Below are 13,122 nucleotides of genomic sequence, written 5' to 3' on the forward strand. Positions count from 1 at the left end.
AAACCGGCCAAGCAAAAAAAGGGCCCCCGAAGGAGCCCCTTTCATTACTCAGCGCAATGTTCGCGCCGTTTATTACCGCGTGATGTGCTGATACTCGCCAGCATCGGCGGTCACGTTGCTGACCACCAGGATGGCGATCATGGACAGGATAAAGCCAGGAATGATTTCGTACACACCCGGGCCACCCATGAACTCTCCGTTCCAGCCCATCGAGATCCAGAATATGACCGTTGCCGCGCCTACAACCATACCGGCTATAGCGCCAGCACCGTTGGTGCGGGGCCACATCAGCGACAGGATGATCAGCGGGCCAAAGGCCGCACCGAAACCTGCCCAGGCGTTAGCAACCAGTGCCAGAACCTGGGAATCCGGGTCAGAGGCGATAACCGCAGCAACCAGACCAACCAGTACCACGCAGATCCGGCCGACATTGACGCATTCTTTGTCGGTGGCTTCCTTGCGCAGGAACAGACGGTAGAAGTCTTCGGTCAGTGAAGAAGACGACACCAGCAGCTGACTGGAGATGGTGCTCATGACCGCAGCAAGCAGAGCGGCATAGAGGAAGCCGGTGATCAGCGGGTGGAACAGCATGTCCGACAGGACGATGAAGATGGTTTCCGGATCCGCAACATCCATACCATTGCGAATGGCGTAGGCCCGGCCAAACACACCCAGAGAAACCGCACCGATCAGAGAAATAAGCATCCATGACATGCCTATGTTCCGGGCGATAGGTACGTCTTTCAGAGTGCGGATCGCCATGAAACGCACGATGATATGGGGTTGGCCGAAATAACCCAGACCCCAGGTAACCGCAGACAGCCAGCCTATAAAGGTCAGCCCCTCAGTCCACGACAATAGCGTCGGGTCGACTTCATTCAGGGTTTGTGACGCCTGGGCGAAGCCGCCGCCACCTTCACCAAAGAGTACAACGGCAGGCATGATAATCAGGGCAAACATCATGATGCAGCCCTGAACAAAGTCCGTCATGCTCACCGCCAGGAAACCCCCTACAACGGTGTAAGCCAGAACCACACCCAGGGTGATGGTAATACCCGCTGCATAATCACTCATGCCACCGAAGTTGAAGATCCCGGAAAATGCGCTTTCGAACAGCTTGCCGCCTGCAACCAGGCCAGACGCTGTGTAGACCGCGAAGAAGATAACGATAACGATGGCCGACACCGTGCGCAGAGACAGCGCCTGAGTCGGGAACCGGTTCGCAAGGAAGGACGGGATGGTAATCGCATTGCCGTAGTGAACAGTCTGTTCACGAAGCCGTGGCGCTACCAGCGTCCAGTTAAAGAAGGCACCCACAAGCAGGCCGATACCGATCCAGGCCGAACCCAGGCCCGATGCAAACAGCGCCCCGGGCAAGCCCAGAAGCAACCAGCCACTCATGTCCGAGGCACCGGCTGAAAGCGCCGCCACCTTTGGACTGAGTGCCCGCCCACCCAACATGTAATCCTCGGATGAAGACGTAGCTCTGCGCATTGCATAAACGCCTATGGCGATCATGAGCGCAAAATAAAGAAATAGACTTATCCAAACACCAATAGCCATGAAACTCCTCCAGTTCAAATAGGACGGAATCAACTCCGACCGTTTGGCGCATTTACCCTTTATGTTCGAGTAGTCGCACCCCTTGTTGTTTTAACTCCCTTTTTCTCACCTGATAAAGCGCTACTGCCTATAACGCCAACCTCCACATCACAATGGTTACTACCTCCCTATTGTTTGGTTTTCATTCCCTAATGCTCTAAGAGCATAGCGCTCTTCAAACCTTTTCGATGCCCAACGACAATAATGATGCATTCCCACCGACTGCGGTGGTGTTGATGGTGCATGTTCTTTCGGTGGCAAACCTCAACAGATAGTGGGGCCCGCCAGCTTTTGGGCCAGTACCGGACAGCCCACGGCCACCAAACGGTTGAACTCCCACCACGGCACCGATCTGGTTGCGGTTAACATAGGTGTTGCCAACCTTCACCCGGCGCTCAATGTAGGCCGCCGTGGATTCACTTCGGCTGTGAATACCGAGCGTCAGGCCGTAACCCGCTGCGTTGATTTCGTCGATCACAGCATCCAGATTCTCTGCAGTGTAGTGCACAACATGAAGAATCGGCCCGAAATGCTCGGATTTCAGGTCATTTATGCTGGAAATGCCATAGGCTGACGGGGGAACGAAGTACCCTGTCTGACATGATGCGGGTATGGGTGCCCTGGCGATGAATCTCGCGTCCTTGTCCAGTTCGGTCAGGTGGGCCTGAAGGCCGGACCGGGCCTCGTCGTCGATCACCGGCCCGACATCCGTACTGTGCAGCGCCGGATTACCGACAGATAGCTCCTGCATGGCCCCTGCCAGCAGGCTTTCTGTTCGCTCAGCCACTTCTTTCTGGATATAGAGTACACGCAAGGCAGAGCAACGCTGCCCGGCACTGGCAAAAGCAGACTGGATAACGTCCCTGACTACCTGTTCCGGCAACGCACTGCTGTCCACAAGCATGGCATTCTGACCACCGGTCTCCGCGATCAGGGGTACGATCGCTCCCTCACGCTGGGCCAGTGCACGATTAAGGGTATGCGCCACCTGTGTAGAACCGGTGAAGGCCACGCCGGCAATCCTGGGGTCCGGGGTCAGTTTGCCGCCTATTGTTGCACCATCACCGGGTAAAAGTTGAACCACGTCGGGCGGGAATCCAGCTTCGAGCATCAGCTCAAAGGCCCGGCCCGCCACGAGGCTTGTCTGCTCCGCTGGCTTGGCGATCACCGTATTACCGGCAACCAGAGCCGCCATGATCTGGCCTGTGAATATCGCCAGCGGGAAATTCCACGGGCTGATGCAAAGAAACACACCACGCCCTTCCATATAAAGTTCATTGCTTTCGCCTGTCGGCCCCGGTAACGCCATGGCGTCACCAAATCTGGCCCTGCCCTGGATGGCATAATAGCGGCAGAAATCAACGGCCTCGCGAACCTCGTCAATGCCATCCTGCATGGTTTTCCCGGCCTCACGGCAACAGATCGCCATGAGCTCTTCCATGTGGGCTTCCATCAGGTCTGCATAACGTTCAAGGCAGAGGGCACGATCCTGTACCGGGCGATCCCGCCATGCGGGGAAGCCTGCCGCTGCCACCTCAAGAGCTTCAGCCGCCTGGGCTTCGCTGCTCCAGAAGACATGGCCAACGGGCTGGGTCGTGTCATACGGGGCGGTTATTTCCTTCGGGCGTCCCTTTCGCTTCTTCTCGCCACCAATAACCGGAGCCGCTTCCCAGTTGGACTCCCACCATCGGGAAAGGTGGTTCAGCAGCGGGTCGAGATGAGCGGCAGCGTGAATATTCAAACCCCTGGAATTACGACGCTCTTCGCCATAGATATGAGTGGGCGCCGGAATCCGGTCATTGGCGAGCGAATCGTATGTCTGAAGCTCGTCAACCGGGTTCTGGACCAGGTCTTCAACAGGGGTTGCGGCATCGACCAGGCGATGCACAAATGAGGAGTTGGCGCCGTTTTCCAGCAGGCGGCGGACAAGGTAAGGCAACAGATCCTTGTGGGCACCCACCGGAGCGTATATACGCACGGGGATATCGCTCTCTTCGAGGATGCTATTGTAAAGCGCGTCACCCATACCATGAAGACGCTGAAACTCGATACGGCGGCGTTTGTTCTTCGCCATGGCCAGGACCGAAGCAACGGTGTGGGCGTTATGGCTGGCCAGCTGCGGATAGAGCGCTCCATCGGTATAGTCGCTTAGCAGGAACCTGAGGCACGCAAGATAGGACGTGTCGGTGGCTTCCTTGCGGGTGAATACCGGATAACTATCCAGCCCCAGCTGCTGGCAGATCTTGATTTCAGTGTCCCAGTAGGCGCCTTTTACCAGGCGGATAGGGATTTCATCCCCCTGCTCCTTCGCCAGCTTGGAAAGCCAGCACAAAACCGGCAACGCCCTCTTGGAATAGGCCTGGATAACCATGCCGAACCCGCCCCATCCTCTGACGACCGGAGAGGTGAAAACCTTCTCGAACAGTTTGAGGGAAATTTCCAGCCGATCCATCTCTTCGGCATCTATGGTGATGGACACATTCTTTTCACGGGCAAGCGCCAGCAGATCAATCAGAGTACTACCCAGTTCCCGCAGAACCCTTTCCTGCTGGGGGACCTCGTAGCGGGGATGGAGCGCCGACAGCTTGATGGAAATCGAGGGGGCCGGGGACTTGCCCTCGGGGTAGGTATCGTTGCCAACGGATTCGATGGCATCCATATAATCCTTCAGGTAACGGGCGGCGTCTTCTTTGCTCATTGCCGCTTCGCCCAACATATCGAAGGAATAGGTGTACCCCATGTCCCGGGACTCACGGGCATTCCTGAGGGCTTCCTCGATATCACGACCGAGAACGAACTGTTTGCCCATGATGGCCATGGCCTGGTAGATGGCGCCGCGAATCACCGGCTCGCCACTGCGCTTGACCAGACGACTCCAGATACTGGTTGGCGAGCCGTCCAGGCGTTTGTCCATTTTGACGACACGCCCGGTCAGCAGAAGTCCCCAGGTAGATGCATTGACAAGGGTGGACTCACTGCGTCCAACGTGTTTTTTCCAGTCGGCATCGGACAGCTTGTCCTGAATCAGGGCATCTGCGGTGTATTTATCGGGAATCCGCATCAAGGCTTCGGCCAGACACATCAGCAGGATGCCTTCCTGGGTGTCCAGGCTGTACTCCTGAAGCAGAGCATCAATCATGTGGACGGAGTCGTCCTGCTCCCTGACCTTCTTGATCAGGCTGGTTGCCATCTCCGTCACAGCACGATGTTCTGAAGTATCGCTCTGGGCCAGTGGAATCAATTCGCTGAGGTAGCGGGCTTCATCGACGGCATAGTTGGCGATAACGCCCTGCCAGAAGAACGATCTTGGCTGTTCCTGAAATGCAGGCTCTAATACCTTGCTTGCATTGAACATGTCAGCGCCTCGTCGATGGCACCGGCGATCAACCGTATACCGTTATTCGTTATTCCGTTTGGGTCAGACAACACGCACAAATCGGTCCAGCGCCCTGACGATGACCAGCTACCTCCATAAGTTAGTATTACTACGGATGACAAGCTTACAAATTCCTACGATTTTTTTGTAAATTCGTCCGGAAATGGGAGGTTTTTAGAAAATCAGGCGACTTTGCCATTGCTTCGCAATCTGGAAGGGGTAGTGCCCTTGTGTTTTCTCAGGGCATTGGTAAGAGCGCTCTGGGAGGAAAATCCGGTTCGGTAACTGACTTCCGATACCGACAGGGGGGTCATGGTCAATAACTGAACCGCCTGTTCAAGGCGGGTCTGCAGCAGGAATTGATGGGGGGTGACACCAACCACTTCGCGGAACATCTCATGAAAACGACTGACACTGAGACAGGCGACGCCGGCAAGGTCGTTGACGGTAATCTTGCGCTGGATGTTTTCCATTATATAGCGACGAATAGTATCCGGGCTTATGGCATGGCGGTTCTGGTACACTTCCCGCCCTTCATTAAGACGCTCCGCCATGCAGTGCAGGATACTCGCCCCCATATGGTGCTTCATGCCCTCGTTATCCGGCGAGCGATCAAATTCACCGGCAACAAACTGCACCAGCCCCTGCAACTTGCTGTCCAGAACCAGGGTGCGTGGTTTTTCAAACATTGGCGCAAGGGTTTCGTATTCACTGTGCGCGGGGCTATTGAGGGCCGGCACATAGGGGTCAAGATTGATGACCAACACGTGATTCTGGAGGTCGCCACAATAATCGTGCCGGGCTTCGGTGGGCACCAGGCATGCTCGCCAGGTATCCAGATGGGAACCGGTACCGTCCACGTTTAGGTCAGCCTCGCCGCGAACGCCCACAACAATCTGATGGTGTTCGTGGCGGTGGTGATGAGAAGCCGTTGGAAGCTTCAGCAAACGTGCGTTCAACATGCCCGGGGCCCGGAGTTTGATTGAGAATGTTACTCAATTAAAGCAGAACATCGCGCAATATGCACGATCAGGGCCGGTTAACCAATCCACGGACCAGGCTGATAACATCCTGACTTACCGCTTCCAGGGGCTGGGCCGCATCGACAATATGGTATCGGGCAGGGTCTGCTGCTGCCCGGTTGAGGTAGGTCTGGCGTATGCGTTCAAAAAAGGCCACGGCTTCCTGCTCGAAGCGGTCCAGCTCGCCCCGATGACGAGCGCGGGTCATGCCGGTCTCGACGGGCGCATCCAGCAGAACAACGTGGTCCGGGCGAAATGTGCCCTGAACAAGGTTTTCCAGTTGCTCGATACGGTCAGCAGGAACGCCACGCCCTCCTCCCTGGTAGGCGAAAGTGGCATCGGTAAAGCGGTCACACAATACCCATCGCCCTGACTCCAGTTCCGGCAGGATTCGGGTGTGAAGATGCTGCGCGCGAGCCGCAAACATCAACAGCAATTCGGTCATATCGTTGACCGGCTCTTCCCTGGGAGCCAGCAGAAGCTCGCGAATGGATTCTGCCATCGGCGTACCACCGGGCTCCCGGGTTACAACATAATCGACACCCAGCGCTTTCAGAGTATCTGCTGCATTTGCCAGCTGGGTAGACTTACCGACGCCTTCTGTACCCTCAAAGGTAATGAAATGCCCGCGACTGGTCATTGTTCGCCTTCCGCGGCTTCAGGCGTGAGGACGGGGGCTGGCGAGGAGCGGTAGTCAGAACGACGGTTAAGCTGGAATTCCCGTACGGCCTTCTGATGCTCCTGCAGTGTCCGGGAAAACTTGTGGGTGCCGTCACCGCGCGCAACAAAATACAGCGCATCACCATCCGCAGGGTGCAGAGCCGCGTGAATGGCCTCTTTCCCGGGCAGTGCGATGGGGGTTGGTGGCAAGCCATCAATCCTGTAGGTGTTGTAGTCCGTGTGGGTTTGCAGATCGCGACGGGTAATCCGGCCCTGGTACGTATCCCCCATGCCATAAATAACCGTGGGGTCGGTCTGCAGTCTCATCCCTTTCTCAAGGCGGCGCACAAACACGCCGGCGACTTCTTCCCTCTCATGGACTGCGCCGGTTTCACGCTCCACGATGGAGGCCATGATCAAGGCTTCGTAGGGCGAGTTGTAGGGCAGGTTTTCAGCTCTGGTCTCCCATTCATTCGCAAGCACCCTTTCCATGCGCTCAAAGGCGCGGCGTAAAAGATCCAGATCAGAGTCAGTGCTGGTAAACCGATAGGTATCCGGGAAGAAGCGTCCTTCCGGATGCTCACCTTCCGCGCCCATCGCTTCCATGACCTCCTCGTCGGTCCAGTCCGTGGTTTTCTTTTCAAGACGTTCGCTGGCTGCCAGAGCCCGGCGAATATCCCGGAAGGTCCAGCCCTCTATGAACTGAATCTGCCAGTGCTTGGTGGCGCCAGCGACCATCATGGTGGTCATGTCCAGAGTACTCATCCCGGGCGTAAACTCGTACTCACCGGCCTTGAGGCGGGCCTGCTCCGGGAAGAGCCGGCCGTGAACCCTCAGCCACAGACTGTCCCCCGCGAGGCCCTCGGCCTCCAGTTTGCGGGCAACCTGACCGTAACCACTCCCGGAAGGAACAGTAAACAGAACGGGTTCATCGAGTGCCACTGGCTGTTCAAGGGTCTGGAGTCCCTGCCATACCCAGAGGCCAGCACCGGCAACAGCCAGAACAGCGACGCAAAACAGACTGATTAATAACTTCTTGAACAAGCGCTTTATTCCAAAGTTTTCAGAAGGTCGCAGATTGTCTCAGGCCCGCTATCCACTGGCAAATCTACGTCTCCCATTTTGCGAACAGGAACGATACCGATAACGCTGTTGGCCAGAAACAATCCCCGGAAGCCGGACGAAGATAGCATCGATGGCGGCACGTTATGCTCAGAAACCTCATGCCCGCCTGCGCGAAGACAATTGATCAGGTACCTTCGCATCACGCCGGATACCGCAAGGCTGCCGTCGGGCGGGGTCACCCAATGATTTCCGAGCCTTACAAACAGGTTTGTCCGGGTACCCTCAACGAGGTTCCCTGCCGCGTCCCTCATGATCAGCTCGAATTCCTTCCCTGTGAATTCGCGGCTTGCCATCACCTGCTCAAGCCGGTTGAGGGTTTTGATTCCGGCCAACCATGGGTTCACGGTAAGCGGGAACCGGGAAACATCCGCGATCACGCCGGAGCCGTCTGGAAGCGGCGGCATTTGCGATGCGGAAACAATCAGGTTGGGTTCGCAGTTCTCCGGCAACCGGTACCCGCGCCCTCCCTGGCCGCGGGTCAGTATGAGCTTGAGTACCCAGTCATTACCGTTGTAGCCGGGTTCATGATCGATCCCGGCCTGCGTTACCGCTGCGTCCAGGTCACTTCGCCGGACCGGAATATCCAGCCGTGCTGCATCTGACACCATCCGGTCCAGGTGCAATTCACGTAGAACCGCCCTTTGACCGGACATACGGATGGTTTCAAACAGACCGTCACCATACGCCAACCCGCGATCAGCCGTGGAAACCTCACTGCGACCACTTCGGATAACGTTCAGCACAACGCTGCTCAGTCCTCGTAGCGCCGGAAAATCAGGGTGCCGTTGGTACCGCCAAATCCGAAGGAATTCGACAGGGCAACCCGGACGTCGGCCTTGCGGCTCTTGCCGGCCACGAAGTCGAGATCGCAGCCCTCATCAGGATCATCGAGGTTAATGGTCGGTGGTAGCACACCGTCGCGGATTGACAGCACCGAGAAAATGGCCTCAACGGCACCGGCCGCGCCAAGCAGGTGCCCGGTCATGGACTTGGTGCTGCTGACCGAAAGTTTATAGGCATGATCGGCAAAAACCGTCTTTACAGCGGCAACCTCGGCAACGTCCCCCACCTGCGTGGAGGTACCGTGAGCATTGATGTAGTCGATCGCTTCGGGATCAAGCCCGGCGTCGCGGATCGCATTTTTCATCGAACGGGCCGCCCCGTCGCCATTTCCCGGAGGGGAGGTGATGTGAAAAGCATCGTCGCTCATACCAAACCCGATGACTTCCCCATGAATGGTCGCCCCCCTGCGTTTGGCATGCTCAAGCTCCTCGAGTACCACAACCCCGGCGCCATCACTGAGCACAAAACCATCCCTGCCGGAATCCCACGGCCGGCTTGCCTTTTCGGGCTCATCATTACGGGTGGATAACGCCCTGGCCGCCGAAAAAGCGGCGATGGAACTGCGAGTAGTGGCCATTTCCGAACCACCGGCCAGCATCACATCGGCATCACCATAGGCGATGGTCCGGGCTGCATAACCGATGTTATGGGTACCCGTTGTACAAGCCGTTACGATGGCAATATTGGGCCCCTGATATCCAAAGCGAATGGCAACGTTACCGGAAATCATATTGATCACCGACGCCGGTACGAAGAAAGGCGAGACCTTCCTCGGGCCCGACTTCTCCATGGCAATCACATTCTTTTCAATGTACTCAAGACCGCCGATACCCGAGCCGATGGCTACCCCTACCCTTTCCCTGTCGAGTTCGCCGTAGCCTTCCAGGCCACTGGCATCGACCGCCTGCTGGGCTGCGATAAGTCCATAATGGATAAACGCATCCAGCTTTCTGGCGTCTTTGGTTGAAAGGTAGGACTCCAGATCCAGATTTTTGATACCGCCGCCGATCCGTGTGTTGTATCCCGTGGTATCGAACCGGTCAATTTCGGTTATGCCACTACGCCCGGCCAGGATACCCTCCCAGGTCGAATCCACATCGTTACCAAGCGGCGACAGCATTCCCATGCCTGTTATCACAACACGTCGTTTAGCCATATCCCCTTCACCTGAAGTCTTTTCCAGTAATGGTTCCGTGTACGCCGGCCAATAAAAAAGCCGCCCATTGCAGTATCACATGGACGGCTTCTTGCCTGGCGTAAAAAAACGTGCTGAGTATCAGGTGTGCGCGACGATGTAGTCGATCGCGTCCTGGACACTCGCCAGCTTTTCCGCTTCCTCGTCCGGAATTTCGGTCTCGAACTCTTCCTCGAGTGCCATGACCAGCTCAACAGTGTCCAGTGAGTCAGCGCCAAGGTCCTCTACAAAAGAAGATGTGTTCTGAACTTCGGACTCTTTAACGCCCAACTGCTCACAAACGATCTTCTTAACGCGCTCTTCAACTGTACTCATAATGTCCTCACTTTTTGTGTCAACCAAGCAACTTCAGTGCTGCCAGTTTAGTTTAAACCATACCTGCAAACAAGCAGGGGTTCCATTCAAACATGTTGTGCAACAAGGGTTTGCGCACAGATCCCCGCAGGGACTATCCCATGTACATTCCGCCGTTGACGTGAATCGTTTCACCCGTCACGTAACCGGCGGCCTCTGAGGCCAGGAAGGCAACTACTGCTGCCACTTCTTCCGGCTCACCCAGACGACCGGCAGGTATGACTTCCATCATAGCCTCGCGTTGCTTGTCGTCCAGTTTTCGAGTCATATCCGTGTCAATAAATCCAGGAGCAACACAGTTGGCAGTGATTCCCCGGTTCGACATTTCTTTCGCCAGACTACGGGTAAAGCCCTCAACACCGGCCTTGGCAGCACAGTAGTTGGCCTGCCCCGGATTACCCATACCTGAGACCACAGAACTAATGTTGATCACCCGGCCCCACCTTGCCTTCGCCATACCGCGCAACACGGCCTTACTGGTGCGGTAAACGCTCGACAGGTTGGTCTCGATAACTGACGACCAGTCGTCATCCTTCAGGCGCATCAGGAGGTTATCACGGGTAATCCCCGCGTTGTTGACGAGAATCACCGGTGTGCCGGCTTTTTCATTCACCTCTTTCAGTCCGGCGTCGATGCTGGCCGGGTCGGCGACGTTCATTACGATACCGAAACCCGTTGCACCTGCGGCTTTCAAATCGGCCGAAATAGACTCCGCACCGGCTTCGCTTGTTGCGGTACCAACGACCGTTGCGCCCTGATCAGCCAGCGCCCTGGCGATGGCTTTTCCGATGCCACGGGTTGCACCAGTTACCAGTGCAGTTTTGCCTTCAAGAGACATGTAATGCTCCTATCCTTTCTGTCCGAATGCTTCGGACGCCTTTGCCAGGGCATCCGGCTCTTCAATTCCGTAGACCGTCAGGTCACGATCGATCCGCTTTGCCAGGCCGGCAAGTACCTTACCGGCGCCGCACTCTACCGCGATCCCGACATCATTCGCCACCAGTTCGCGGATTGTGTCTGTCCACAACACTGGAGAGTATAGCTGCTTGACCAGGTTACTCTTGAGAATGTCACTATCCTGTGCGATCGACGCCGTGACATTCTGAACCACGGGAATGACAGCGTCGTTAAAACTGACTTCGTCAAGTGCTGACGCCAGTTCTTCAGCGGCGCCCTTCATCAGTGCGCAATGGGACGGGACACTCACCGGAAGGGGCATTGCCTTGCGTGCGCCACGAGCCTTGCAAGCCTCAATGGCTCGCTCCACCGCGGCTGCCGAACCGGCAATCACCACCTGGCCCGGTGCGTTGAAGTTCACTGCGGCAACCACATCACTGTCAGCGGCTTCTGAACAGGCAGCGGTGACATCGGCATCCTCAAGACCAAGGATGGCTGCCATCCTGCCTTCGCCAGCCGGTACAGCGGTCTGCATGAGCTCACCACGCAGACGCACCAGTTTGATGGCATCGAAGAAGTTGAGGCTCTCGGCAGCCACGAGGGCGCTGTATTCACCAAGGCTATGCCCGGCCAGAAAATCCGGTGCCTTGCCACCAGCCATACACCACTGACGCCATAGCGCGACGCTGGCGGTGAGCAGCGCAGGCTGCGTTACCGTCGTCTGGTTGAGCTCCTCTGCAGGGCCATGCTGGCAAAGGTGCCAGAGATCATACCCGAGCAGCTCCGAGGCTTCCGAGAAGGTCTTTTCTATGATCGGCCAACTCTCAGCCGCTGTTGCCAGCATGCCTACAGACTGTGATCCTTGTCCGGGAAAAATAAAAGCTGATTTCATGGTCGGAATCTTACCGTTAATGAGGGGTGACGGGTGATTAGCCAATAGTACAACCCGGGGGCCGGAACGGCCAATCTGGCAAATAATGAAGAGAGACTATAGTCTCAGAAGAGTTCCCGGGGCGGGATAATCAGAACATCAGATCATCAAGGCGTTCATTGATACGGCTGGGCACTTCAAGCTCCACCTCAAGCACCGCCTGACGAATGGCTGCCAGCATGGCGCGCTCGTTCGCATTGCCGTGGCTTTTGATGACCACTCCCTGGAGCCCGAGAAGGCTGGCGCCATTGTGGCGCGAAGGATCCATCAACCTGAGCAGTCGCCCGATCATGGGCTTGGCCAGTAGGCCGACAAACTTGCCATACAGCGTTCTGGTGAACGCCTGCTCCAACAGTTCAATCAGCAGTCCGGCAACGCCTTCGCCGGTCTTCAGGGCAATATTGCCGACGAAACCGTCACAGACCACCACATCCGCCACATCCCTGAACAGATCGCTGCCCTCGATATATCCGATATAATTGATGGTATCGCACTGGGCAAGCATGTGAGAGGCAAGCCGCACCTGCTCGTTGCCCTTGATTTCTTCCTCGCCGACGTTGAGCAACGCCACACGGGGTTCAGGCTGGCTACAGATGGCCGAAGCCATCAGTGATCCCATCAGCGCATACTGATAGAGATTTTCTGCCGTGGAGTCCACATTCGCACCCAGGTCAAGCACATGGCAGCGGCCTCGGAGAGAGGGAATCAGCTTGGCAATTGCGGGCCGCTCGATTCCCGGATACATGCGGATGAGGGATCTGCCAAATGCCATCAGCGCCCCGGTATTACCAGCACTGACACAGCCCTGGGCAACTCCGTCACGAACGAGACCGAGGGCGACCGCCATGGAGGAATTTCGTTTATGCCTGAGGGCATGGGACGGGCGCTCATTCATGCGCACCACATCGGCCGCCTCGACAATGCGGATTCGGGGGTGCTCTCCATGCAACAAAGCCTCGAGCTCGCTCCGGATTCCCACCAGAACAAGACTCAAGGCTTCGTTTTCCTCTACAGCATCCAGGGCAGCGGATACCACTACATCGGCTCCGCGATCACCACTCATGGCGTCAATAGCGATGGTGACCGGCTTCACCGTTCCTCCATCTTGCACTGGCAG

Annotated in this window: 11 protein-coding genes; all 11 read right to left on the reverse strand. The window is 56.6% G+C overall.

Going from position 1 to position 13,122, the window contains the following annotated elements; all coding sequences use genetic code 11:
• Nucleotides 1-72 precede the first annotated feature (72 nt).
• On the reverse strand, nucleotides 73-1,563 hold the full coding sequence (gene putP, locus ACESMB_RS05345; protein WP_372926092.1) for a sodium/proline symporter PutP: 1,491 nt from the start codon (nucleotides 1,561-1,563) through the stop codon (nucleotides 73-75).
• 214 nt (nucleotides 1,564-1,777) lie between these two features.
• Nucleotides 1,778-4,957, reverse strand: coding sequence for a bifunctional proline dehydrogenase/L-glutamate gamma-semialdehyde dehydrogenase PutA (putA, locus tag ACESMB_RS05350; protein ID WP_372971063.1), 3,180 nt, complete (start codon nucleotides 4,955-4,957; stop codon nucleotides 1,778-1,780).
• Between the two features lie 203 nt (nucleotides 4,958-5,160).
• Nucleotides 5,161-5,940 (reverse strand): AraC family transcriptional regulator, encoded by a 780-nt coding sequence (locus ACESMB_RS05355; protein ID WP_372926894.1) that lies wholly within the window; start codon nucleotides 5,938-5,940, stop codon nucleotides 5,161-5,163.
• A 67-nt stretch (nucleotides 5,941-6,007) separates the two neighbouring features.
• A complete protein-coding gene (gene tmk, locus ACESMB_RS05360) occupies nucleotides 6,008-6,640 on the reverse strand; it encodes a dTMP kinase (RefSeq protein ID WP_372926895.1) in 633 nt (210 codons plus the stop codon).
• Nucleotides 6,637-7,704 carry an endolytic transglycosylase MltG gene (gene mltG / locus ACESMB_RS05365; protein ID WP_372926896.1) on the reverse strand — a complete coding sequence of 356 codons (1,068 nt, stop codon included), beginning with the start codon at nucleotides 7,702-7,704 and terminating at the stop codon, nucleotides 6,637-6,639. The genes tmk and mltG overlap by 4 nt, the downstream gene beginning before the upstream one ends.
• 5 nt (nucleotides 7,705-7,709) lie before the next feature.
• The gene (gene pabC, locus ACESMB_RS05370) at nucleotides 7,710-8,528 is read right to left on the reverse strand and encodes an aminodeoxychorismate lyase (RefSeq protein ID WP_372926897.1); all 819 of its coding nucleotides are present in this window, start codon (nucleotides 8,526-8,528) and stop codon (nucleotides 7,710-7,712) included.
• 8 nt (nucleotides 8,529-8,536) lie between these two features.
• Entirely contained in the window at nucleotides 8,537-9,784 is a 1,248-nt protein-coding gene (gene fabF, locus ACESMB_RS05375; protein ID WP_372971064.1) for a beta-ketoacyl-ACP synthase II, read from the reverse strand.
• Nucleotides 9,785-9,904: 120 nt separating this feature from the next.
• A complete protein-coding gene (acpP, locus tag ACESMB_RS05380; protein ID WP_007154069.1) occupies nucleotides 9,905-10,138 on the reverse strand; it encodes an acyl carrier protein in 234 nt (77 codons plus the stop codon).
• Nucleotides 10,139-10,271: 133 nt separating this feature from the next.
• Nucleotides 10,272-11,015, reverse strand: coding sequence for a 3-oxoacyl-ACP reductase FabG (gene fabG / locus ACESMB_RS05385; protein ID WP_372926900.1), 744 nt, complete (start codon nucleotides 11,013-11,015; stop codon nucleotides 10,272-10,274).
• A gap of 9 nt (nucleotides 11,016-11,024) precedes the next feature.
• Entirely contained in the window at nucleotides 11,025-11,966 is a 942-nt protein-coding gene (gene fabD / locus ACESMB_RS05390; RefSeq protein WP_372971065.1) for an ACP S-malonyltransferase, read from the reverse strand.
• Nucleotides 11,967-12,096: 130 nt separating this feature from the next.
• A complete protein-coding gene (plsX, locus tag ACESMB_RS05395) occupies nucleotides 12,097-13,098 on the reverse strand; it encodes a phosphate acyltransferase PlsX (protein WP_372926902.1) in 1,002 nt (333 codons plus the stop codon).
• Nucleotides 13,099-13,122 lie beyond the last annotated feature (24 nt).

The organism is Marinobacter sp. (genome assembly GCF_041686475.1).
Lineage (GTDB): Bacteria > Pseudomonadota > Gammaproteobacteria > Pseudomonadales > Oleiphilaceae > Marinobacter.

What these genes read in the sequence shown, in the direction of transcription:
- putA (WP_372971063.1), bottom strand. Translation starts at nt 4,957, where the DNA reads ATGTTCAATGCAAGCAAGGTATTAGAGCCTGCATTTCAGGAACAGCCA.
- tmk (WP_372926895.1), bottom strand. Translation starts at nt 6,640, where the DNA reads ATGACCAGTCGCGGGCATTTCATTACCTTTGAGGGTACAGAAGGCGTC.
- ACESMB_RS05355 (WP_372926894.1), bottom strand. Translation starts at nt 5,940, where the DNA reads ATGTTGAACGCACGTTTGCTGAAGCTTCCAACGGCTTCTCATCACCAC.
- fabF (WP_372971064.1), bottom strand. Translation starts at nt 9,784, where the DNA reads ATGGCTAAACGACGTGTTGTGATAACAGGCATGGGAATGCTGTCGCCG.
- fabD (WP_372971065.1), bottom strand. Translation starts at nt 11,966, where the DNA reads ATGAAATCAGCTTTTATTTTTCCCGGACAAGGATCACAGTCTGTAGGC.
- putP (WP_372926092.1), bottom strand. Translation starts at nt 1,563, where the DNA reads ATGGCTATTGGTGTTTGGATAAGTCTATTTCTTTATTTTGCGCTCATG.
- acpP (WP_007154069.1), bottom strand. Translation starts at nt 10,138, where the DNA reads ATGAGTACAGTTGAAGAGCGCGTTAAGAAGATCGTTTGTGAGCAGTTG.
- fabG (WP_372926900.1), bottom strand. Translation starts at nt 11,015, where the DNA reads ATGTCTCTTGAAGGCAAAACTGCACTGGTAACTGGTGCAACCCGTGGC.